A 21,541-nucleotide genomic window follows, 5' to 3' on the forward strand; every position below is an offset into this window, starting at 1 on the left:
AGGGACGGAGCTAGTTCGCCTCACCCAAGGACTTTGTTCCCGGCTTGGGGCTTTCTGTGGAACCAGCGTCTAACGCGGAGTCCAGATCATCAAATTCCAATGTCAGATTCCGGGCCGTGGTGTCAATCACGCTCAAGGGCGGAATCTCTTCGATGCCCTCAGCGCCGAGTTCGGCGAATTTGCGCGCTGAAACCATCACGCGGCTTTCCAAAGTGCCAACGGCCTTGTTGTAGGATTCCACGGCACGGTCCAGTCCTTTGCCCAGCGCTTCAACATGGGTACCCATGTTACGCAGGCGGTCATGTAGCTCCTTGCCGAGCCGGCTGATCTCGCTGGCATTGCGGGCGAGCTTCTCCTGGTTCCATCCGTAGGCGACGGCCTTGAGTAGGGCAATCAAAGTGGTGGGCGAAGCGGGAATCACTTTCTTGAGCACGCCACGTTCGATGAGCGAAGAATCCTGCTCCAACGCGGCGCTGAAAAATGTTTCGCCGGGCAGGAACATCACGACGAATTCCGGAGAGTCAAACTGCTGCTGGTAAGCTTTGTCGCCAAGTTGGTCCATGTGCGTGCGTACTTGTGCGGCATGCAGCTCGAGCTTTTGCCGGCGAACTTCGTCGTCGGTGCTTTCGATGGCTTCCAGGTAAGCGAGCAGCGGCGTCTTGGCGTCGATGACAATATTCTTGCCGCCTGGCAGCTTGACGATGACGTCCGGACGAATGCGCCCTGCACTGGTGGTAACCGTTTCCTGTTCGACAAAATCACAGTATGAAAGCATGCCAGCGAGTTCAATCACCCGCTTGAGCTGAATTTCTCCCCACCTCCCGCGGACGGTGGGAGTGCGAAGGGCTTTCACCAGGTTGCCGGTTTCAGCGTGCAACTTCTCTTGCGTGGTGATCAGAGAGCGGACCTGCTCAGTGAGGCCTCCGTACGCCAGGCTGCGCTCCTTCTCGATCTGGGTGATCTGGTCATCGACCTTGCGAAGGGATTCTTCAATTGGCGCTACCAGAGTCGCGACGGCCTTCTGACGCATCTCCAGATCGCCCTTGGCCTCGCTTTGAAACTTTTCCAAGCTCGTGGTTGCCAGTTCGAGAAAGGCCTGGTTGTTACTCTTGAGAGCGTCCGAGGAAAGCGCGCGAAAAGCCTCGCGCAGATTCTCCGTTGCATGATTCACCAGATCGAGCTTTTCCTGATTGGCCTTACTCGCAAGATCCATTGCGGTTTCAAGTTTATCGACCGTGGATTTCAGGTTCGAAGCGAGCTGGGTATATTTTGTGACATCACCTCGAGCCGCCGTGAGCTGTAGCTGGACCGAAGAGAGCCGCGACTCTAAAACCGCGGATTGAGAGCGCAGGAACAGCCATGTGATCAGGCCACCGGCCATGGCGCCAAAAATTGCGACAAAAACAAGTGAGAGACTCATATTCGTTCGTAACCCGATTCTATTACGACTCGCGATCACAAGTTTCCAATTTGAAGCTGTGTCGCCCCGCTGGGGCTCGCCGCGAATGATGCAGGCTACCCAGGCCTTTCCGGCCTGGGCTAACTCATTTCGCGCCTACGGCGCTGGTTTGGTGGTGAGTGCATCTGCGCGTCGCCTATCTCCAGCAGAGAAGCAAAGGGACCAAAGGTCGTAACGAGATGGCCTGATGCGGCACGGAGTCTGGAAGATCGTCGGGATGTTTCGACTCGTCCTCGTCCCGCGCAGCGGGACTCTGACTCGCTCAACATGACATGGTCCCACCTTGCATGGCGCGGAAAGCGTGTCGCCACAAAAACAAAGGGGACGCTTGCGCGTCCCCCGTGGTTTTTTGTTTGGCTTGAAGAGCTGTTACTTTTTCTTTGCTTTCTTCTTAGCCTTTTTCTTAGCTGCCATGTTTCTATTCTCCCTTTCCATTTTTCATGGATGCGGTCTGAATTAAGAAAAACCGCAATTGATGAATGTATAGATTCATTGAAAATCGAAGTCAAGAAAAAAATTGATGTCACTCTTGATGGCACCCCCGCGGGGACGCGGGAAAAACTCCCGGGGTTGTCTCAGATCATGCCGTTCTTCGTCAAGAAGAAAAGCGCAAGACCGGTAAACGCATCTTGAAATCCGTGCGCCATCATCCCCGGACGCAAACTCTTTCGCAGGTAGACGAGAATTCCGAAGAGCGCGCCGTAGACTCCAATCACGATCATCATGCGATTACCTTGGTAACCGTGACCGAGTCCGAAGACCATGGCGGAGAGCACAATGCCGGCCCAAACGCTCTTGCCCAGGGCAGCGAACTGGCGCTGCAGGTAGCCGCGAAAAATAATTTCTTCAAACAGTCCGGCGCCCACGGCCAGCAACAGAAAGAAGCCCGCCTCGCGGTAGGTCCTGGGAATCAAAGGGGCCAGGATTTTTTTGGTTTCCGCTGCTTGATGAGTCATGTTGTGAAGGTCAAGCGTGCCCAAAGCCACACGAAGGCCGAACAGAATTCCGGTGGCCACCACCCAGAAACACGCGGCGATTACCACGTCCAGGAGGAAGTCTTCAACCGTGTCCCATCGTCCGCCGATGAGATCGCGCATGGTGATGCCGCGGCGGGAAATCCCCACCCAGATCAGCAGCACCACCACCAGCTCAAAAAGGAATGTGGAACCGTAAACCAGAAAGCGCGCATAGGGGCCAGTGATACTGGCTTTGCCTCCCGAAGATCCCAGGAATGAGAAGATAAGCAGGATTGCCACCACGATCACCAGGTGCCACCAAGGCGCGATCCATGGGTTTTGTTCTGGAGCCGCCGGCGCTTCCGGCGACAGTGGTGTTCCCGATAGCAAGGGAGGCGGTTCGACAGGCTGATTAGCTGCGGGAGGGAAGCCCCCGTTCTGGGGCGAATCATTTTCCATAAAAGTTTGGGTGCGCTATGGCGCTGGGCCTCATCTTATAATGAAAGGTTTGGATTCGCATAAGGAGACGTTTATGGAAGACGTGGTCATTATCAGCGGCGTGCGCACGGGCATCGCCAAGTTCCAGGGAGCGCTGGAAGGATTTTCCGCTCCGCAACTCGGCGCGATCGCGGTGCGCGAGGCGGTCACGCGGTCCAACGTCGCGCCGGAGAAAATTGACGAATGCATCATGGGCCTGGTGGTGTCTGCCGGGCTGGGACAAAACCCGGCGCGTCAGGCGGCGCTGAACGGCGGGTTGCCCAACACCGTGGGCGCCATGACCATCAACAAAGTTTGCGGCTCCAGCCTGAAAGCCGTGGCGCTGGCCACGCAAGCCATCCAGACCGGCAATGCGGAGATCGTGGTCGCCGGCGGCATGGAGTCCATGACCAACGCGCCGTACCTGCTGCCGCAGGCGCGCAAGGGCTATCGCCTGGGAAATTCGCAGATCATTGACTCGGTGGTGAATGACGGCCTGTGGGACATCTACAACAACTACCACATGGGACTGACCGGCGAGAACGTCGCGGTGAAGTATGGCGTCACGCGCGAACAGCAGGACGAGTTCGCCGTGAATTCGCACCGCAAGGCCATACAGGCCTGGAACGAGTGCCGCTTCAAGAGCCAGATTGTCCCAGTGGAACTGCCGGCGAAGAAAAAAGGCGAAGCGTCTACGATGTTCGACAAAGACGAAGGCCCGCGCGCTGACACAACAGCGCAGGCGCTGGGCAACCTGAAGCCGGTGTTCAAGAAGGACGGCACCGTGACGGCGGGCAACGCGTCCACCATGAATGATGGCGCGGCCGCGGTGGTGGTGACGTCGGCGACAAAAGCCAAGCAACTGGGCGCCGAACCCATGGTGCATGTGGTGGCACAAGCCACCAGCGGGACGGCCCCGGAATGGGTGATGATGGCCCCGGTGGATGGCATCAGAAAAATCTGGGCCAAGACCGGATGGAAGCCCGACGACGTTGATCTCTACGAAATCAACGAAGCTTTCGCCGTGCAATCTGTGGCGGTGATCAAGGAACTCGGTTTGAATCCCGACAAAGTCAATGTGAATGGCGGCGCCGTAGCGCTGGGACATCCCATTGGCGCCAGCGGGTGCCGCGTGCTGGTTACGCTGATGTATGAATTGATCCGCCGCAACGGCAAGCGTGGCATCGCCGCGCTGTGTCTGGGCGGAGGCAACTCGGTGGCGATGGCGGTGGAGCGGCGGTAAGGCCAGCCGTGAGCCGGCAGCACTTAGCCCTTAGCCAAAAGCAAGCCGCGAATCAACGCGAACAAACGCGAATCTGAGGCTTGAATGTTGATTCGTGTTGGGGCAATGGCGTTCTTTTCGGCGAACGGCTAACACCAAGCATTTCTGTAAGTCGTCGCGCAACTGAGACGATAGCGATCCCTCGCCCCGCTCGGGATTTCAGAAGAAGGCCGCACTGCGTACGGAAGCCAGAACGAAACGATCCCTCATCCCCCACTCTCATCCACCAGCAAGCGATGCAGCCGGCGATACAAGGTCTGCACGCTCTCATACAACTGGGAAATGCCCATGGTGTACTGGTTGATGCTGGTGGAATCAATGTCCGCGGTAACGTTGTGGGCCAGTTTGCTGAGCATCTGCATGCGTTCGGCTTCCAACTGGGGCAGAACTTCAAACGGGTCGCCGCCCGTCGAACTGAGGTCCACATATTGCTGGACGGTCCAAGCGGTTTGCCGGACGTGCCCGATAGCGTCATGAAGCTGGGCAATCAGCCGCGGATCCAGGCGGTCTCTCACCAGGGTCTGTTCCAGGTTGTCCAGTTCGTTCAGGGCGCTGGTGATTTTCTGGGACATGGCGCCGGTCATGGGCGACGATGCCGGCCGCGGCGTGTTCACCTGCGCGGTGCGGATGGGACGCGTGGTCAGCGGAGCAGGTTTACGCATGGGATCTTCCGCCACCACCCGGCGCATTTCTTCCGGACGCATCTCCTGCGTTCCCGCCAGCGAACCCACCAGGAAGTCCAGCTTCTGCTGGTCTTCGGCCGCCAGGTGTACGAACTCCAGTCCCAGGCCCACCGCATGGTTGGACGTTTTCACGTGCGCGCGGCCGCGGATGTTGACATTCCCCACGCGGATTAGAAACACCACGTCACTGCCCGCCGGAAAGGTAGCCGAGCTTTCCACGTAGCAGCCTTCCAGGCTGATGTCGCTGAGGTTCCCGAAAATCGGCGGCGCGCCTTCCTGTCGGCGCAGTTCCACGCCTCCGGTACAGTGGTACCGCGTGGTCTTTCTTCTGCTGGACGGAATGTCTGGCATAGGTCTCCTTTGGACGCGCGGCAGGCTGTCGACACTCCATTCCGTACGATTCGATGGAAACTCGTAATGAACAGCCCCGGCGTTGGTATTCTTCAGCGCGACGGCAAACAATGTCTTGCGCGGGTCCACGCAATGGACCCCGATTTGGCCTGCTTTTGCTGTGTTGTCGCGGCCCACCCAGACCACCTGAAAGCGGGACTTCTCACCCGCGTGCTGGATGGCGATGACTTCTCCCACGTTGACGCAATCAATCCCTGCCAGCCGGGCGCCGCCAAGCGGATTGGCGTTCACCGTGCGCGCCTGTTGCACAAAGGGCTTGCCGTGGCGGTCCATGCCCCAGACTTTTACGTCGAGGTCAACTTCGTACCGTGGTTCGCGACGCCGGCTCATAAGCACCTGGCCCGTGGGAGGGTAGATTTGATGGTACGTTCAATAACTTGCGGATTCAACCGAAACATGTACTTCAGTAACATGAGCGCCATCCTGTAGAATCGCCCACTGGTGCTAAGAACGCCCGGAGATCGCCAGAACCAGAATGCTCTTCAAAACCCAGAGCGCAGCCGTCTACGGAATTGACGCCAACATCATTGAAGTCGAGGTTGACGTCAGTCCCAACCGGCAGACGGAAGACAACTTCCAGACCGTTGGCCTGCCTGACGCCGCCGTCCGCGAAAGCCGGCAGCGGATTCGCGCCGCGCTGCGCAACTGCGGCTTTGACGTTCCTCCCACCACCATCACCATCAACCTGGCCCCGGCGGACATCAAGAAAGAAGGCTCCGGCTTTGACCTGCCCATGGCCATGGGAATCCTGGGCGCGTACGGCGGCCTGATCAAGAAGGAGCTCACCGAATACGTGATGGTGGGCGAACTCTCGCTCGATGGCGGCATCCGCGGCGTGCGCGGCGCGCTGCCCATCGCGATTGCGGCGCGAGCGAAGAAGATCGCCAACCTGATCGTGCCGGAAGTGAACGCCCGCGAAGCTGCCGTGGTCGCCGGCGTGAACGTGTATCCGGTCAAGTCGCTCATTGATGTGGTCAATCTGCTCAACAGCGGCAACGGCGTTTCTCCCATCAAGGTTGATACTCATCAGATGCTGGGCGGCGAGCATTCGTTCGCTGACTTCAAGGAAGTTCGCGGACAATTCACCGCCAAGCGAGCGCTGGAAATCGCCAGCGCCGGCGGGCACAACATTCTCATGATCGGCCCGCCGGGTTCGGGCAAGACCATGCTGGCCAAGCGGCTCCCGGGGATTCTTCCTCCGCTCACGTTTGAAGAAGCCCTGGAGACCACCAAGATCCACAGCGTGGCCGGCGTGCTGGACGCAACTTCCGGCCTGGTCGGCGCGCGGCCCTTCCGCTCTCCCCACCACACCATCTCTGACGCTGGCTTGATCGGCGGCGGCATGGTCCCGCGTCCCGGTGAAGTTTCTCTCGCCCACAACGGCGTCCTCTTTCTCGACGAACTCCCTGAATTTCCCCGCAACGTGCTTGAGGTCATGCGGCAGCCGCTGGAAGACGGCACGGTGACCATCGCCCGCGCCTCCATGTCACTGACGTTTCCCGCTCGCTTCATGCTGGCCGCGGCCATGAACCCGTGTCCCTGCGGCTACCACGGTTCCGGCCAGCGGCAGTGCCAGTGCACGCAGCCCATGATCCAGCGTTACGTCTCCAAAATCTCCGGCCCGCTCATGGACCGCATTGACATCCACATTGACGTCCCCGCGGTGAACTACAAGGAACTGCGCGCGCCGGACAGCAAGAGTGAAAGCTCGGCCCAGATTCGCGAACGGGCCATCCGCGCCCGCGACGTCCAGCTCAACCGCTTTGCCGCCGGTATGGAGCGCATCTACTGCAACGCCCAGATGAGCACCCGCCACATCCGCGCCTACTGCGACCTGGGCACGGACAGCGAACGCATGCTGGAGCGCGCCATGCAACAGCAAGGCCTCAGCGCCCGCGCCCATGACCGCATCCTGAAGGTCGCGCGGACGATCGCCGACATGGACTCCGCCGCGCAGATCGAGAGCAAACACATCGCCGAGGCGATTCAATACAGGACGCTGCACAGGACGTACTGGGCTTGAGGATGGTGGGGTTCCCGCACAATCTTCAATTTTGGCAATTCCGGCGATTTTGGCAATCTTCCATCGCCCTACCCCTCCCCGTTCATCTTGAGCCGGGTTGCGGGCGTGAGCGTAGCGTGAGCCCGCAGGCGAAATCCTGAGCGAGCGGAGCGAGTCGAAGGACCTCTACCCCCATTAGCTTCATCCCCGGAAAATATAGACTTAACTCAACTCATCCCCGGCGATCTCCCACACGAATTGTGGACCGCAGGCGCCCCCGCCTGCGCTTCCTTGCCTTCCGATCAGTGTCATCAGCGTTAACCTGTCCCGGCTTGCCGTGGATCAGCGGTAAGGTTTTGCCTTTCCGATCACCTGCACTCACGGCGAGCACATTTACCACTTGATCAATCACCACCCGGTCACTCCCCATCCCACCCACCCCTTGCATCCGTTGTTGAAAGCAAAAGGTTTATTCCATTCGACCCAACGGTGACCCAACTGTTTACTGATCGGTAAAATTCAGCTCTAACTCATTCATTCTTTGAGCTCTCGGCTTCTTTCGCGGTAAACAAGGGTTTTGTGCTCCTGCCTTTGGCCAATTGCTAAGTGCCAATTGCTAATTGCTAGATTTTCAAAGACCAATCCCCGCCTGCAACCCGCTCCGGGCCACAGACGTCAGCAGATTTCTGCATTTTATGGATAGCGAATTATAAGCGAACGTCATCAAAGAAGCACGCGCGAACTTGGACATTGGCCATCTTCGCGGATTTACAAGACCGGGCGAATCGTAAGACTGGGCGAAACCATAAAAGCCGGGTCTTTGAATAAAGTTCGTCCGCACCACGACGTGTCATTCCGAAGCCGAACCATCATCTCCGCCGGGTTCTTCCGCCGGCTTGGTGGGTGAGGCTGAGGAATCTGCTCTGCTGCCGCCAGTCGCAAACACAAAGATTTTTGACCTGGAATTCAAAGGTGTCACCCGCCTGAGAGACGAAAATTAGGTTGCAAATTTTGTTTGCCTAATACGAAGACCCGGAAGTATGCTATCCAACCAACACCCCCTTAAAACCCAGGTTCTTTGCACCTGAGCAATCTCAGATTCACGACTGCCGCAGCAAAGGACCTCTGATGGATCACTTATGGCCAAGTGCCCGGACTGTTTGGGAAGCGCCGCGTTCTCGCATGATCGAGGCGATGGCAAGTGTTCTGAATGCAATGGCACCGGCGGAGAGCTGAACGTTTTTGAAGCTGGAGTGGAAGCACTCGCCGGACATAGCCAAAGATGCAAAGCATGCCGTGGAAGCAGAATTTGTCAGACGTGCCATGGAGACGGGGTGTCCAGTCGAAGAGGATCCGCAAGCCAACACGCAGATTCCGAAGAAGGGATAGATGAGTTTTGGGGAATATTTGCTCTCAGCGGAGGCGTCCTTGTGTTGCTTTCGCCTTTTCTGTTTGTTGCAGCAGCTTATGTCTTGCCGGTGTGCATGGTCAAGTGGATGATTTTTGGCAGGTACGGCTACGGGCAACCCAAACAGCGGTCTCTTCTCGCTAAGATCGGGGTTCGCATTGGCTTGATATATGTGGGGTTGTTTTCCATCTGCTTAAGCATGTCGGTCCTGGCACTGCTCTTGCAGAGCCTAGAGTCGTATCTGCAGATTCTTTCCCGTGGCCAAGTGTTCAAGTCCAACGATTGGTTTGACCTGGTAGTCCTTACGCCTCTGGCCATTGTTGCGAGTGTCCTCTGGGTGTTCGCCGCCGGAATCATGGGCGCGAAACTGATTGTCTTTGGAAGGTTCTATGCGAAGGAGAGAAGCTGAGGCGCAGCAAGAGTAGTAATCACTATCGGACGGGCTGCCCCGCGCTTCGCCAACACCGGGCGAACGCGTGGATCAGCCGACCAAGAATATGAGCGCCAAAGCCCACCTGATCCTGTTCACAAGCCGCGCCCGCTATTTTAAGGCGAAGCACTGGCGAAAGGTCAATCCACGGTGCTAGACTGGCGTCAGTATGCTCAATCTCGATGAAGCAACCCCGGAGTTTCCTTGCCCGCGATGCAAGTTCCCGAACAGCATTACGGTACGTGAGATTCGCTTTGGACTTACGATCCTGTGTAGGGGCTGCAAATGTAACATCCAACTCGATCCACAGAACGGTGGGTTTAACAAAGCCAAACGCGCTCTTGACGAGTTCCTGCGGTCATTTCCACGAACCATCAAAATAGACTAATTAAGATTTGAGGTGACAGATGTTGCGTGATCTCAGGGTCAAGATCAGAAACCGCCATTCGCGAATTTCGGCGTGTCAGACGCAGGAATTCTTGCCGTTGAGCAAACAGTTCTTTGCGTTTGTCGAGGCGAACCCAATTCTCGAATCCGTCATCAGCGAGTTGGTCGCCCGAAATCCTCAATCTGTGCAAGAGGTAGGTACCGCACCTCGCGGTAGCCAAATTTATGGCGAAACCGCCGAGCAAGCGGCTGCTATTGCCTACACGAAGTGGAAGGCGTATGCCGCGCAAGAAAAAATGCAGGAATTCTACAACCACGTTCATACGTCCGACGGTTTTGAAGCCGGATTGGACAAATACCGCGACTGGTACGTGGAACCACTGTTCGATTATCTGGACGAAGTCTTGGAAGATGCGAACGTTATCCTTCTTACGTTGATACGCTATAAGCACAAGGTTGAGTGGTATCGCCGTGAGGAGTTGCAGAAGTTATTTGAGGCCAATTCATCGCAAGGGGAAAAAGTCCTCGCAAAGAACATGTACGAGTACTTGTTCGATCAGGGCATTCCGTTTCATGTGGAGCCGCAGACAGCGTCAGGTCGACCGGATGTTGTTTCTCTTGAGGATTCAGACCACCCGTTCATTGGAGATTATAAGGTGTTCGATGCCGCAGGACGTGGGGCAACATACATCAAGAAGGGACTGTATCAGGTTCATCAATACTGTTGCGATTATAACGAATCAGTGGGATATCTGATTGTATTCAACGTCTCGAACAAACAGTTGCGTCTTGAGTTGCCGTCCAGTGGTGATGGTGTGCCATGTTTCGAGTACGGCCATAAAACCGTGTTCATAACCGTGGTAGACATCCACGCTCACGAGGTTTCAGCAAGCTGCCGCGGAATCCCGGAGACGGTCACGATCTCCGCCGATGAGTTGATACGTGAAATGAAAGAGCAGGAACAAAAGCAATCCGTTGAGGCGTCGGAATGATGGAGGGTGAGGACCGTACGCGATTTGATATATCGGCTTTTACAAAAGGCGCAACGATCCAGTGCCGACGAGAATGTGGCAGTTCATCAGAAGGCGCGTCGGGAACCCTGTTGTTGGCGAACCCTGGGGAACGCCAAGATGTAGCGAGTACAATCTTGTCCTCGGGAGGTCATCATGAGTTCATCCGCCATTTTCATCGGCATGCACGGCCGGGCGTTCTCTCTGGACCGCATGACCGGCCAGGTCCTGTGGTCCACCAACCTGAAAGGTTCTGACTTCGTGACTCTGCTGCCGGACGGAGACCTGGTCCTGGCTGCCACCCACGGCGAAATTTTCTGCCTGCAAGCCGCCACCGGAAAACTTTTGTGGCACAACGAAATGCCCGGCCAGGGGCTGGGGCTGGTTTCCATCGCCACAGCCAGCGGCGCTTCCAGTCCCGGACCGCAAGCGGAAGAGCTGCTACGCCAAGCGGCAGCCGCGGCCGCGGCAACTTCGGGGTGAGCCGCTGATTTCTGTCGCTTCGCTGTCTTGCACTTTTGTCGCTTCGCTCCAAGTCGCCAACGTGTGCGCAAAACCTGCGGCGAGCATTCCGCGCTTGTTGCAGCCGGCTCGGCGCGCAAGCCGGCCTCGCCGACTAGCGATGTCCTCTTTTCCTTCGTTAGCACTTCCGCGTCCTCTGCGGGCGCTCGATTCAGCCTCGCTTTGCGATTCTGGCCTCCGTTTTCCTCTGCGCCCTCTGCGTCCTTTGCGGTGAAATGGTTTTTCTTAGTCCTTGATAGAATGTTCCCCGACCCAACGAAAGGACTCACCGACCATGTCTTCCCCCCAACTCACGCCCGACCAAGCCAAGTTTCTGCTCGCACTGGCTCTGCCCCAGATCAAGATGGAGCACACCACCACCAAGCGTGTGATTGAAGCCATTCCGCTCGACAAAGGCGACTATCGTCCTGACGCCGTTTCCAAAACCGCGCTGGAGCTGGCCTGGCACATCGTGGCTGCGGAGCAGCGCTTCCTGAGTGGCGTCTGCACCGGGCAGTTTGACTTCACGCCGATCAATCGTGGGCCGGAGATCAACAACTCCGCCAAGATTGCCGCCTGGTCGGATGAGACCTTCAACGCCAACGTGCAGCAGATTGAAAAGTTGAGCGGCGAGCAGCTAACCAAGATGATTGACTTCCGCGGCTTGTTCCAGTTTCCTGCAGTCAGCTATCTCACGCTCTCGCTGAACCATTCCGTGCACCATCGCGGACAGCTTTCCATGTACCTGCGTCCCATGGGCGCCAAGGTGCCGTCCATCTACGGCGAGAGCTATGACGCCACGCAAGACCGTCTGGGCAAGGAAGGGAAAGCGAGCTAGAAGATCGCCGTAATCGCCGGCATCTCGCGCGATCCGCGTCATCCGTGTTGATCAGTGGTCGGGTCGTTGCTTGCCCTGGCTGCCATTCTCGTGTGGCGCCGGCACTCCTGTCGGTGCGCTTTTTGCAGATTCCAGTGATGAACGCATTTCTTGCCTCGCTTGCAATCAGCGTCATCAGCGTTCATCTGCGGCAAGGTTTTGCTTTCCCGATCACGTGCGATGTCGGCGATCACGTGCGATCCCGGCGATCTGCTTACCCCAGCTTCGCCACCTCATACAGGTATTCCACAAAGCTCATCACGGCGCCGTCCATGCCTTGCATCTTCGGATTGGCCGACTCAATCACGTAGTACTCATCCGGCGCGTGGGCGCCGCTGCCGTGGCCCAAGCCGAAGTGTCCGGCGGGAAGTTTCAGCGGCTCGCCGGTAAAGACGTAACCGGGCCACGAGCCGGCATTGCGCGGAAGCATGATGGGCTCCACGCCGCCGCGTTTGTAAACGTTCAACTCCGCGCGGATCACGCCGGCATCGGCTGACGTGCTGTTGGGATCGTAGCCGCCGGTCATGTTGACTTCAATATCGCCAAACCCGTGTTTGGCCAGATGGGCCTTGAGCGCGGCCAACGCTTCGTCGGCTTTCATGTCGGGGACCAAGCGCAGGTCCATCTTGGCGACGGCGCGGTGCGGCAGAATCGTCTTGCCTCCCGGTCCGGTGTAGCCGCCGACCAGGCCCTCAATGTTCACCGTGGGCCGCGACATCAACAGTTCCAGTGACTCCTGGAAGCTCACGTCATGCAGCCAGTGCTCCACGCCCAGAGATTTCTTGGCGCCGGTTTCATTCATTCGCTTCGCGGCGGTGGCGATCATGGCTTTTTCGTCGGCGGAAATCGGGCGGGCTTTGTCGGCGAAGCCTTCAATCGCCGGATCCTGCCCGTCGGCGGTCACCAGCGTGTTCAGCGCTTTGATCAGGTGCCAGGCCGGCGAATCTAGCCGCGCCTTATTGCTGGAGTGGACGTCCGCGCGCGGGCCGCGTCCCCATTTTTCGCCGCTGGAGACCAGTTCCAGTTCGACCACGCCTTTTGCGCCCAGCGTGATGGTGACTTGCCCGTCCGGCGCCTGCGAAGCCGACGGCATAAAAATCCCCATCACTTTTTTCAACGCCGCCTGCACTTCCGGTCGGCGCACCACTTGCGGAAAATGCGGCGACCCAATTTCTTCTTCGCCTTCCGCCACCAGCACCAGGTTCACTGGCAGTTTTTTACCCGCGCCTTTGATGGCATGCAGCGCGGCGATGAATGACGCTTCCGGACCTTTCTGATTGACCGCACCTCGCCCGACGATCACTTTGCCGAAGCCGGGCTTGTCCACCAGGCGCGCTTCCCACGGCGGCGACGTCCACTCGCTGGGGTCCACCTGCTTTACGTCATACATGAAGTACAGCCCAAGAGTCTTCGGCGCGCCGGCGTCGAGTGTGGCGAAGATGCCGGGCTGTCCGTCGGTGGGGACCTTGCTCACCTGCTGGAAGCCGGCGTCGCGGAACATCTGCATGGTCAGCTCGCAGCCTTCACTCATGCCGCGGTTCTCGGCGGCAATGGACGGCTGCTTGATCCACGTCTGCAGGCGTTGCAGCGCTTCGTCATGCCGCTTGGCGATCTCGGCGCGGATGGCGGCTAGGTCGTCATCCGGCATCAGCGTGAATGCCGACGCGAAGCTGTTCTCCGCCGTGGCCCAGCGGGGAAGAGCCAGGGTTGCGGCTCCGGCGGCGGCGCCGGCGAGAAACTTGCGGCGGGCAACGGGCTTGCGAAGCGTGCTGTTGTCTTGCTGATCGGTAGGCATGGGTTGGCTCCTGTCCGGAAGGTTGGAACGGCGGATTATATGTGAGCGATTGTGCGGCGGCAATCAGGTTCGCCGCAAAAGCTATAATGACCGCCGGCCGTCTAAAGGTAGTGAGGAGAGAAAGAAATGATGCCCACGCGGCGCAGCCGGGGCAAAGTACAATCATGCTTTCAGCCAAATTCTGAACTCGTCAACAGGAGAACCGAGAGAACCATGACCAGGAAGATTTTTGCCATCGTCGCCGTTGTTGGCATGCTCGCGCTCAACAGCCTGGCCTTACAGCATGACCAGGCGCCCAAACCGGCTCCCAAAGCCGCAGCCAAAGGTCCGGTGCAGACCTTTAGCGGCGAAATCTCTGACGGCCAGTGCGCCAAGAACGGATCCCATGAGTCGGTGATGAAAAAAGCCAGCATCAACACCGCCGCCAACTGCACCAAGGGCTGCGCCCGCAGCCACGAGTACGTGCTATTCAACACCAAAAGCAAAAAGATCTACCGGCTGGACGATCAGAATGCGCCGGCCAAGTTCGCGGCACAGAACGTCAAGATCACCGGCAATTTGGACGGCGATACCATCCACGTGGTGAAGATTGAGGGTGTGAAGTAGCGGAAAGCGATGCTCGTTGTCATCGTGGCCGGCCTCGCTGATGGCGGCCTCACATGTGGAACGTTATGCTGACCGTGGTTTCCACCTCAACTGGCTCGCCTTTGAGCATGTAAGGACGATAGCGCCACTGCTTCACCGCGCCGACGGCAGCTTGCGTCAATTCCGGCGGGCCGGAAACCACGCGCAAATTGTGGATAGCCCCATCTCTTCCTATCGTCGCTTGCAGCAGTACCGTCCCCTGAATGCGGCTGCGTCGCGCGTCTGGTGGATAGACCGGCATCACCCGGTGCACCAGCAAACCTTCACTCACGCCCTGCGACACGCGAATCCTTTGCGGAATACTCGGTCCATTCTTCTCAGCCTTGTCCTGGCTGGTTTCGCCTGGGGAAGGCGAAGGCGACGGAACGTCAGCTGCTTTTTCTGGCTTCTGGTCCTCAACGTTTTCTGAAAACGCGAAGTTATACGGCATTGTGGTGTGGACTTTCACTGCCTGCCCGTTCCGGATATAGGGCTTGAATTTCCACTTCTTGAAGGCATCCGCTGCGGCCTGGGCCAGGATCGGCTCGCCGCTGACGATCTCCGTGCTTTCCACGTCGCCGGTTTCCGAGATCAGCAGCCCGATCATCACTTGCCCTTGCAGTTTCAGTTCGCGCGCTTTCAGCGGATAGGGCGCGCGTGGAGCTTTGATGCTCTCCAGCCGGGTCGAATCCGGAATCGCGGAGCTTCCCGGCTCTGCGGTTTTTGCCGGCGTGGACTCATTGGCCGCAGGTTTTGCTTCGTCGCCCGATGGTTTGGTCGCGGTCTGGGCGTTCGCGCAAAATCCCGCCGCAAGCAACACCAGCGCAAGGGTCGGTTTTTCAAAGCAACGCATAAAGAACTGCTGATTATAGCTTGCAGCCTGAAAGAACTTTGCGCCGGACCTCCGAGCGCTTTGCTTCCTCCCGCCGTTTCAGGGGGTGATTAAGCAGGTTACCGTAGGACATTGCCGTATAGCTTTTGGATAACAGGTGATATGACTTGCAGTAATATAGGAGTATCTGGCCGGAAGTTCTATAGTTCACACAGTCAACAGCCGCTTCGATCCACATTATGGCGCAACTGGCAGGAACTGAGCGAGGTCGCAGAAGTTCTCGTGTCCTGGTGTCGCTGGCCTTGTCGGTTTCCGGCCAGAAGAGTGATGGCTCGCACGTAAGTGGTGCAGCGGAAACCATTTTGGTCAACCGGCATGGGGCCCGCATACGGTCCACCGTACCCCTGGAACCGAGTATGGAAGTACGTGTCTGCCTGCTCGCACCGTACAAGTGGCGTGTTGGCCAAGTGGTCTGGGCCGACAATGGCGAAAAAGAATACGGCATTGAACTTCATCGTCCGGAGAACTTCTGGGGGATCTTTTTCCCGCCTGAAGATTGGGAACTAGGCATTCCGGCGGTGACCGTCTTCAGCTCCCAGGAAGCCAGCGGCGCCACCCAGCCCCGTAGCGCGCAAAAGAAACGCAAGGAACCTTCGTCTGAACTGCCTTCCTTGAACGTCCCCGAAGGCGGCACCATCGCGATTCTCCGCGGCATCGCCACCAACGGCATGCCTTTTCAGGAACGCGACCTTATTCTTCCCGTGGGCGACCGCCACGCCACCATGCTGATTGGGCCCCTGGTGGAGTTGGGTTCCACCATGAGCGTGATCTTCAGCAAGCAGACCGTGGAAAAAGCCGTGGTCACCGCGGTTTCCCACAGCCGTGAATATGACCGCTGGCGCATCTGGCTGAACTTTGACCGCCCTCTGCATCTGGCCAAGCCCCACGGCGCAAACTGACTCCGCGGTCGCTTGTTGGTTCGCTGCTGAACCGCCTTTGCTAGTTGCTAATCGCCAATTGCTGAGTGCTAATTGCTGATTGCTTCCCGTATACTCGTCCCTTGCTTTCCCTGAGGAGTTCACTTCACATGAAGCGCTTTGCCGTTCTTCTATTGCTTGCCGCCGTGTGCTTGCCCGTGGCCGTTCGTGGCCAGCAGCCTGCCAAGGCCGAACCCAAGACCGTGTACATTCGCGCCGGCCATCTCTTTGATTCCACCTCCGACAGCGTTCGCGACAACGTGATCATCGTGGTGATGGGCGATCGCATACAGAACGTGGCGTCTGCGGCTTCGTTCAAGCTGCCGGCCGGCGCCACGGTGATTGATCTTTCCCACGCCACCGTGCTGCCCGGCCTGATTGATTGCCATACGCATCTGGGCGCGCGCGCCGACCGCTATGACGAGATTTACCGCTTCAAAGACACGCCCTTCAACCACGCTTTTGCCGCGGTCGTCCACGCGCGCAAGACCTTGGAAGCCGGTTTTACCACGGTGCGCGACGTTGGCTCCGCGCCCTTTCTCGCCGTGGACCTGCGCAACTCCATCAATGAGGGCATGGTCCCCGGTCCGCGCATCGTGGCCAGCGGTCCCGGCATCTCCATCACCGGCGGCCATGGCGACCTCAACAACTACTCGCCGCAAACTCACGTGAGCATGTTCCCCGACGAGCGCGACTTCGGCATTGCCGATGGCGTTGATCAAGTCCGCCACGTGGTCCGCGCGCAGGTGAAGTACGGCGTGGACGTCATCAAGATCCTGGCTTCGGGCGGCGTGCTCTCCAAAGGCGACAGTCCGGGAGCGCCGCAGTTCACGCTGGAGGAACTGAAGGCCGCCGCCGACGAGGCGCACATGGCAGGACGCAAGATCGCCGCGCATGCCCACGGCGCGCAGGGCATCAAGAACGCCATCCTGGCCGGCATTGATTCCATCGAACACGCCAGCCTCATTGACGATGAAGGCATCCGCCTGGCCAAAGAGCACGGCGTGTACCTGGTGATGGACATCTACAACGACGATTACATCCTGGGCAAAGCCATTGAGTTCGGCCTGCCCAAAGAGAATGTGGACAAGGAAAAGGCGGTGGGCCAGCGCCAGCGCGACAATTTTGAAAAAGCCTGGAAGGCCGGGGCCAAGATGGCCTTCGGCACGGACGCCGGCGTGTACCCGCACGGCGACAACGCCAAACAGTTCTTCTACATGGTGAAGTACGGCATGACTCCGGCGCAGGCCATCCGCGCCGCCACCAGCAGCGCCGCCGATTTGATTGGCCGCTCCAAAGATGTGGGCACGGTGGAAGCCGGCAAGTTTGCCGATCTGATCGCCGTAAGCGCCGATCCCCTCCAGGACGTCCGCGCGCTGGAGAACGTGGGCTTTGTGATGAAGGGCGGAGCGGTGGTGAAGGACACCCTCACGCGGAAGTAACGACCTTGCCCGCGCGCTGCCGATCCCACAGGTCATGCGTTTCTGGTTCATGTGATCACAACTTCAGAGGTTAACCAGACCCGATGAATCACTGCGCCCCAGCGCCGTTGGCGCGAAACAGCCTAGCCCTGCCAATCCCCGCAGGTCAGGCGTTTCTGGTTCATGTGATCACAACTTCAGAGGTTAACCAGACCCGATGAATTACTGCACCCCAGCGCCGCAGGCGCGAAACAGCCTAGCCCACCCCGGAAGGGGTGGGTGGATGGAGAAAAGCAAAAGAGCCCCAGAGGGGCGACACAGGATAGACGGAAGAAAAAGGACGCCTCACGGCGTCCTTCGTGTTTCCATTCCACCTGATCGCTTAGCGCGGCGGCCGGCCTCCCATCGCGCCCATATCCATTTTCGTGTAGTCGCTGGGGACCTTGAAGAGCGCAGGGTCTTGCGGGCCCTCTTTGATGTTGGTGTACAGCGTGGTGATCTCGCCGCTGATTACTTTGATGGGAAAATGAATTCTCTGGTCCATCCAGTAGGTTTGTATTTTGCCGCTCTTCTCCGTGAGCTCCCACTTGTCGCACGGCCGGCCGTCAATGGATTCCACGCCGAGCTTTTTGCAGGTAGCGCCTTCACGGCCGGAGCACGGGTCGCCGCCTCTGAGCATGTCGGAAAACTTGGGCATGCGCTGGGTCATGGGGCTGTCTCTGTCCGTGGAGAACTCCATGTACATGTGTTGCTCGGTCATCAGCATGTACATCATTTTCGCTGGCCCATCCACGATCATGATCATCTTGCCGCCCATCGGCCCGGCTTTCTTGGTCTCGCCGCCGGCATTGCTCATGTCCACGCGCATTCTGGGCATTGAGACATAAATCTTTCCCGTCATGTTCAGGTTGCCATTGGCAGACGTGGTGGAGGTATCTGCGGAAAACTGCGGCGGGCCCTGGACAGCAAGGGCGGCAGAAGCTGCCAGAAGCGTCAGGGTTAGAATCGCCAGCTTGGCGGAGAGGCTCGGTTTCACGATTTTCTTTTCTCCTTGAAATTGTGATCGCGGACAAGCTGTTTATACACCAAGAATCCCGCTACCGGACCACAGACGCGATGTACGTGTTTACTCTTTGGGATTAGACTCCACTTGACTTTAGGGCATCTTGCAATCAACTTTGAGGTATCGAGAAAGAGGTCCCTTATGCGATTTCTGGCAGCAATCATTCTTACGGCCGTTTCTCTGGCTTTGACTGGAAATGCCGGACAGCAGAAACCGGCCGGAAGCACTCCCGCGATCGTCGCAAAATCTTCACCCGCTCCATCCGCCACCCAGGCGGAGCGTGCCGCCGCTCGTCCCGGCGCCGCTCGTCCTGACGCCGTTCACCCAGACGACCAGCAAGCCCTGCGTGAAGACCTGAAGAAAATGCGCGTGATCCTGCACCAGATGGAAACCAATTTGGCTTTCGTGGACAGCAGCCCGTCTGCGCTCAAGCACCAATTCCAACTGGAAATTGACATGTGGCGCACGCTGATTGACCAGATGGAGCGGCGGCTTCCTCCGAACTCGCGCTAACCGGCAAGTTGCAAGAGAATGCAGCCTAAAATCCGGCAATTTCGGCGGTCCCGGCAATCTTCATGCCTGCAAGCTCTTGTTGCATCCTGTGTAGTGCACTAGTAGACTCTTGCGCAGCAAGACTTAAGTCTCTCAGGCAATCTCAACGCGTTGCGCTGAACGCGGCTAAGCGAGTTGTTGAGGTATTTGTGTCTCCCGAACCGGTCCATTCGCACAAACTCGCATTGTCCACACCGCCGGCAGTTCCGGGAAGGGTTTCGCGCGCCAGCCGGCTCGCGGCTCTGCTGATCGCGCTGCTGCTGGCGGCCCTTCCCGCGGCAGCCCAGTCGGTGTCGCGACCACGCCCCAAGGTCCGGACCATCACCGCGTTTGTCCGCCTGGAGCGCGCGTTATACAAGACACAGATTGCTGACGCGCTTCGCGTGTTGCATACCGCGAAGGAAGAATTCACCGGGGCCGGCTATGAAGTGGAGACACTGCGCATCAGTACCCAGCCTTTTTCCGCCATCGTCCGGGGGATGAGTGAGTTCCAGGCCATCAACTTCTTCCACGACCTGGACAAACTGGCGCAGCAGCAGGGATTCATCCTGGACGTTGGTCCCGCCATGCTGCGCGACTCTGACGATCCCAGCCAGGCCGAGCTGCTGGCCCAGATCATTGCCGGCTCGCAGAACATCAACGGCTTCATCGTCGTAGCCGACGCTGCCGGCATCCACTGGAACGGGATTCATGAGGCCGCCCGCGTCATCAAGTATCTGGAAGAGCATACTGACCATGGCGACGGCAACTTCCGCTTCGCCGCGGCGGCTTTTCCTCCCGCCAACGCGCCCTTCTTCCCGGTGTCCTACACGCAGGGAACAGGCCATGGATTCGCCATTGGACTGGAATCGGCGGGCATCGTGAACCAGGCGTTTACCTCCGCCGGAGGCGATCTGCCCACTGCCAGCCTGCAGCTTACCGAAGCTCTGGGCGCTGAAGCCAAGAAAGCGGAAGAGATGGCCCGCCGCATTGAGAAGCTTACCGGCTGGAGTTACCTGGGCATTGATCTCACTCCGGTCCCGCTGAAAGAAGTTTCCATCGGCGCGGCGATGGAAACGTTGCTGGAAGGTCCCATTGGTTCACCCGGAAGCCTGAGCGTGGCCTTCGCCATCACTTCAGCCCTGCGCCGCATTCCGGTGCTGCAAACCGGGTACAGCGGACTGATGCTTCCTGTTCTCGAGGACACGGTGCTGGCCCGGCGCTGGGAAGCTGGCCGCATCACACGCGACGCTTTGCTCTCTTACTCCGCCGTTTGCAGCGCCGGCCTGGACGCCATTCCACTGCCCGGCGACATATCGCAACGCGAGCTGGCCAGCATCATCTCGGACATGGCCAGCCTGGCCGTGAAGTGGAAAAAGCCTCTCTCCGCGCGGCTGCTGCCCGCTGCCGGAAGAAGAGTCGGCGAGATGACCGACTTCAGCAGCCAGTATCTGGTGAACATCAGGATTCGCTAGGCATTCCTATGTGCGCGTGTGGATGTCGATGGGAAAAGTGACGGTGGGCGTGACTGCAAGCTCAAACAGCAGGCATCGCGGCAGAATAGCGTATGTTGAATTGTGGGTACTTAGCGATCAAACCATCTAGTGCTGGAAGGTCGTACTTGGACCACTGATTGCTCAGTGCATACGTCTTGCCCTGACAATTGATCAGGTGTTCATTCGCGCAGATAAATCTTGTTAGCTTCTCCTCGCTCACCCCGTGATCCTGCGCTGCTGCCCTGAATTCCTCCTCATTCAACGTCCCGTCAAACAGAAGCCAAGTTCCCGATCCAAATGCACTCGCTATCTCTTCCGGACTGATCTCTTTAGAAATAAGCTCCTTCACGACCGAGTAGATAAGCCATCGTTTGTACAATGATTTTTCTTCTCGATCGTTGACGTACAGATCGAACCGAGTCCAGTCCGCACTTCCAGAGGACGGTTGCTTCTCTTCGGCGAGTTTCTTTCTCAATTGAATCTGATACCCAGCTGCTTCGGGCAAAGGGATTATTTGTTGAACGTCGAGAATTACGCGCCCGGCAATCTCATAAGGCTGCAATTTCACGCACCTCACGTTCAGCCCGGATTCGTTCAGCCAGAGCACCGAGCTCGTGAGCTCTTTGGCGAACTCGGCCGCGACTAACACGATGTGCACCATTTGACCAAACCTGTCTTCCTGGGGCGCATCCCAACCTAAGAACTTTAGTATGGACGGTTCGGCACTTTCGGATCTTCCAGACTTTACAAGATACTCGCCGAATGCAGTGACGACTTCACTGAATGTCATGACGCTGATCATTGCGGCGTAACGAATGGCCTGTAAATCCATGAAAGCGTTTTCGTCGCGCTTCAGTTCAACCACTACTAAGTTAGCCGACTTATCAATGCACAAGAGATCAATCCTGCGACGGCTGTC

At 58.0% G+C, this 21,541-nt stretch carries 18 protein-coding genes; 11 read left to right on the forward strand and 7 right to left on the reverse strand.

The window, feature by feature from the left end; genetic code table 11:
* Nucleotides 1-10 precede the first annotated feature (10 nt).
* Together rmuC and LAO20_07885 are read right to left on the reverse strand one after the other, a co-directional pair.
* Entirely contained in the window at nucleotides 11-1,420 is a 1,410-nt protein-coding gene (rmuC, locus tag LAO20_07880; GenBank protein MBZ5531334.1) for a DNA recombination protein RmuC, read from the reverse strand.
* Between the two features lie 614 nt (nucleotides 1,421-2,034).
* Nucleotides 2,035-2,334 carry a CPBP family intramembrane metalloprotease gene (locus LAO20_07885; protein MBZ5531335.1) on the reverse strand — a complete coding sequence of 100 codons (300 nt, stop codon included), beginning with the start codon at nucleotides 2,332-2,334 and terminating at the stop codon, nucleotides 2,035-2,037.
* 613 nt (nucleotides 2,335-2,947) lie between these two features.
* Here LAO20_07885 and LAO20_07890 point away from each other — a divergent pair.
* Nucleotides 2,948-4,135 (forward strand): acetyl-CoA C-acetyltransferase, encoded by a 1,188-nt coding sequence (locus LAO20_07890; protein ID MBZ5531336.1) that lies wholly within the window; start codon nucleotides 2,948-2,950, stop codon nucleotides 4,133-4,135.
* A gap of 245 nt (nucleotides 4,136-4,380) precedes the next feature.
* Here the strand turns inward: LAO20_07890 and LAO20_07895 are convergent, their stop codons facing one another.
* Complete coding sequence (locus LAO20_07895; protein MBZ5531337.1) at nucleotides 4,381-5,598, reverse strand: PilZ domain-containing protein; 1,218 nt, start codon at nucleotides 5,596-5,598, stop codon at nucleotides 4,381-4,383.
* A gap of 145 nt (nucleotides 5,599-5,743) precedes the next feature.
* On the opposite strand from LAO20_07895, the gene LAO20_07900 reads away from it, so the two are divergent.
* From LAO20_07900 to LAO20_07920, 5 genes are all read left to right on the forward strand, one after another.
* Nucleotides 5,744-7,291 carry a YifB family Mg chelatase-like AAA ATPase gene (locus LAO20_07900; GenBank protein ID MBZ5531338.1) on the forward strand — a complete coding sequence of 516 codons (1,548 nt, stop codon included), beginning with the start codon at nucleotides 5,744-5,746 and terminating at the stop codon, nucleotides 7,289-7,291.
* A 1,313-nt stretch (nucleotides 7,292-8,604) separates the two neighbouring features.
* Nucleotides 8,605-9,087 carry a hypothetical protein gene (locus tag LAO20_07905; protein ID MBZ5531339.1) on the forward strand — a complete coding sequence of 161 codons (483 nt, stop codon included), beginning with the start codon at nucleotides 8,605-8,607 and terminating at the stop codon, nucleotides 9,085-9,087.
* 506 nt (nucleotides 9,088-9,593) lie between these two features.
* Nucleotides 9,594-10,487: a hypothetical protein gene (locus LAO20_07910; protein MBZ5531340.1), complete on the forward strand. Its 894-nt coding sequence runs from the start codon at nucleotides 9,594-9,596 to the stop codon at nucleotides 10,485-10,487.
* A 174-nt stretch (nucleotides 10,488-10,661) separates the two neighbouring features.
* Nucleotides 10,662-10,988, forward strand: a complete 327-nt coding sequence (locus LAO20_07915; protein MBZ5531341.1) for a PQQ-binding-like beta-propeller repeat protein — start codon at nucleotides 10,662-10,664, stop codon at nucleotides 10,986-10,988.
* Between the two features lie 313 nt (nucleotides 10,989-11,301).
* Nucleotides 11,302-11,844 (forward strand): DinB family protein, encoded by a 543-nt coding sequence (locus tag LAO20_07920; protein MBZ5531342.1) that lies wholly within the window; start codon nucleotides 11,302-11,304, stop codon nucleotides 11,842-11,844.
* Nucleotides 11,845-12,097: 253 nt separating this feature from the next.
* On the opposite strand, the gene LAO20_07925 is transcribed toward LAO20_07920, so the two are convergent.
* Nucleotides 12,098-13,678: a M20/M25/M40 family metallo-hydrolase gene (locus LAO20_07925; protein MBZ5531343.1), complete on the reverse strand. Its 1,581-nt coding sequence runs from the start codon at nucleotides 13,676-13,678 to the stop codon at nucleotides 12,098-12,100.
* Between the two features lie 213 nt (nucleotides 13,679-13,891).
* Between LAO20_07925 and LAO20_07930 the strand changes: the two genes are divergently transcribed.
* A complete protein-coding gene (locus LAO20_07930) occupies nucleotides 13,892-14,284 on the forward strand; it encodes a hypothetical protein (GenBank protein MBZ5531344.1) in 393 nt (130 codons plus the stop codon).
* A gap of 49 nt (nucleotides 14,285-14,333) precedes the next feature.
* Here the strand turns inward: LAO20_07930 and LAO20_07935 are convergent, their stop codons facing one another.
* Nucleotides 14,334-15,155: an energy transducer TonB gene (locus LAO20_07935; protein MBZ5531345.1), complete on the reverse strand. Its 822-nt coding sequence runs from the start codon at nucleotides 15,153-15,155 to the stop codon at nucleotides 14,334-14,336.
* A 269-nt stretch (nucleotides 15,156-15,424) separates the two neighbouring features.
* On the opposite strand from LAO20_07935, the gene LAO20_07940 reads away from it, so the two are divergent.
* Together LAO20_07940 and LAO20_07945 are read left to right on the forward strand one after the other, a co-directional pair.
* A complete protein-coding gene (locus LAO20_07940; protein ID MBZ5531346.1) occupies nucleotides 15,425-16,093 on the forward strand; it encodes a hypothetical protein in 669 nt (222 codons plus the stop codon).
* Between the two features lie 128 nt (nucleotides 16,094-16,221).
* Nucleotides 16,222-17,553 (forward strand): amidohydrolase family protein, encoded by a 1,332-nt coding sequence (locus LAO20_07945; protein ID MBZ5531347.1) that lies wholly within the window; start codon nucleotides 16,222-16,224, stop codon nucleotides 17,551-17,553.
* A 361-nt stretch (nucleotides 17,554-17,914) separates the two neighbouring features.
* Here LAO20_07945 and LAO20_07950 read toward each other — a convergent pair whose 3' ends face one another.
* Nucleotides 17,915-18,568 (reverse strand): DUF4412 domain-containing protein, encoded by a 654-nt coding sequence (locus LAO20_07950; GenBank protein MBZ5531348.1) that lies wholly within the window; start codon nucleotides 18,566-18,568, stop codon nucleotides 17,915-17,917.
* Nucleotides 18,569-18,736: 168 nt separating this feature from the next.
* Between LAO20_07950 and LAO20_07955 the strand changes: the two genes are divergently transcribed.
* Nucleotides 18,737-19,108 (forward strand): hypothetical protein, encoded by a 372-nt coding sequence (locus LAO20_07955; GenBank protein MBZ5531349.1) that lies wholly within the window; start codon nucleotides 18,737-18,739, stop codon nucleotides 19,106-19,108.
* A 188-nt stretch (nucleotides 19,109-19,296) separates the two neighbouring features.
* The gene (locus LAO20_07960) at nucleotides 19,297-20,601 is read left to right on the forward strand and encodes a DUF711 family protein (protein MBZ5531350.1); all 1,305 of its coding nucleotides are present in this window, start codon (nucleotides 19,297-19,299) and stop codon (nucleotides 20,599-20,601) included.
* Nucleotides 20,602-20,662: 61 nt separating this feature from the next.
* Here the strand turns inward: LAO20_07960 and LAO20_07965 are convergent, their stop codons facing one another.
* The gene (locus LAO20_07965; protein ID MBZ5531351.1) at nucleotides 20,663-21,487 is read right to left on the reverse strand and encodes a hypothetical protein; all 825 of its coding nucleotides are present in this window, start codon (nucleotides 21,485-21,487) and stop codon (nucleotides 20,663-20,665) included.
* Nucleotides 21,488-21,541 lie beyond the last annotated feature (54 nt).

It is taken from the genome of Terriglobia bacterium (genome assembly GCA_020072815.1).
GTDB lineage: Bacteria > Acidobacteriota > Terriglobia > Terriglobales > Acidobacteriaceae > Angelobacter.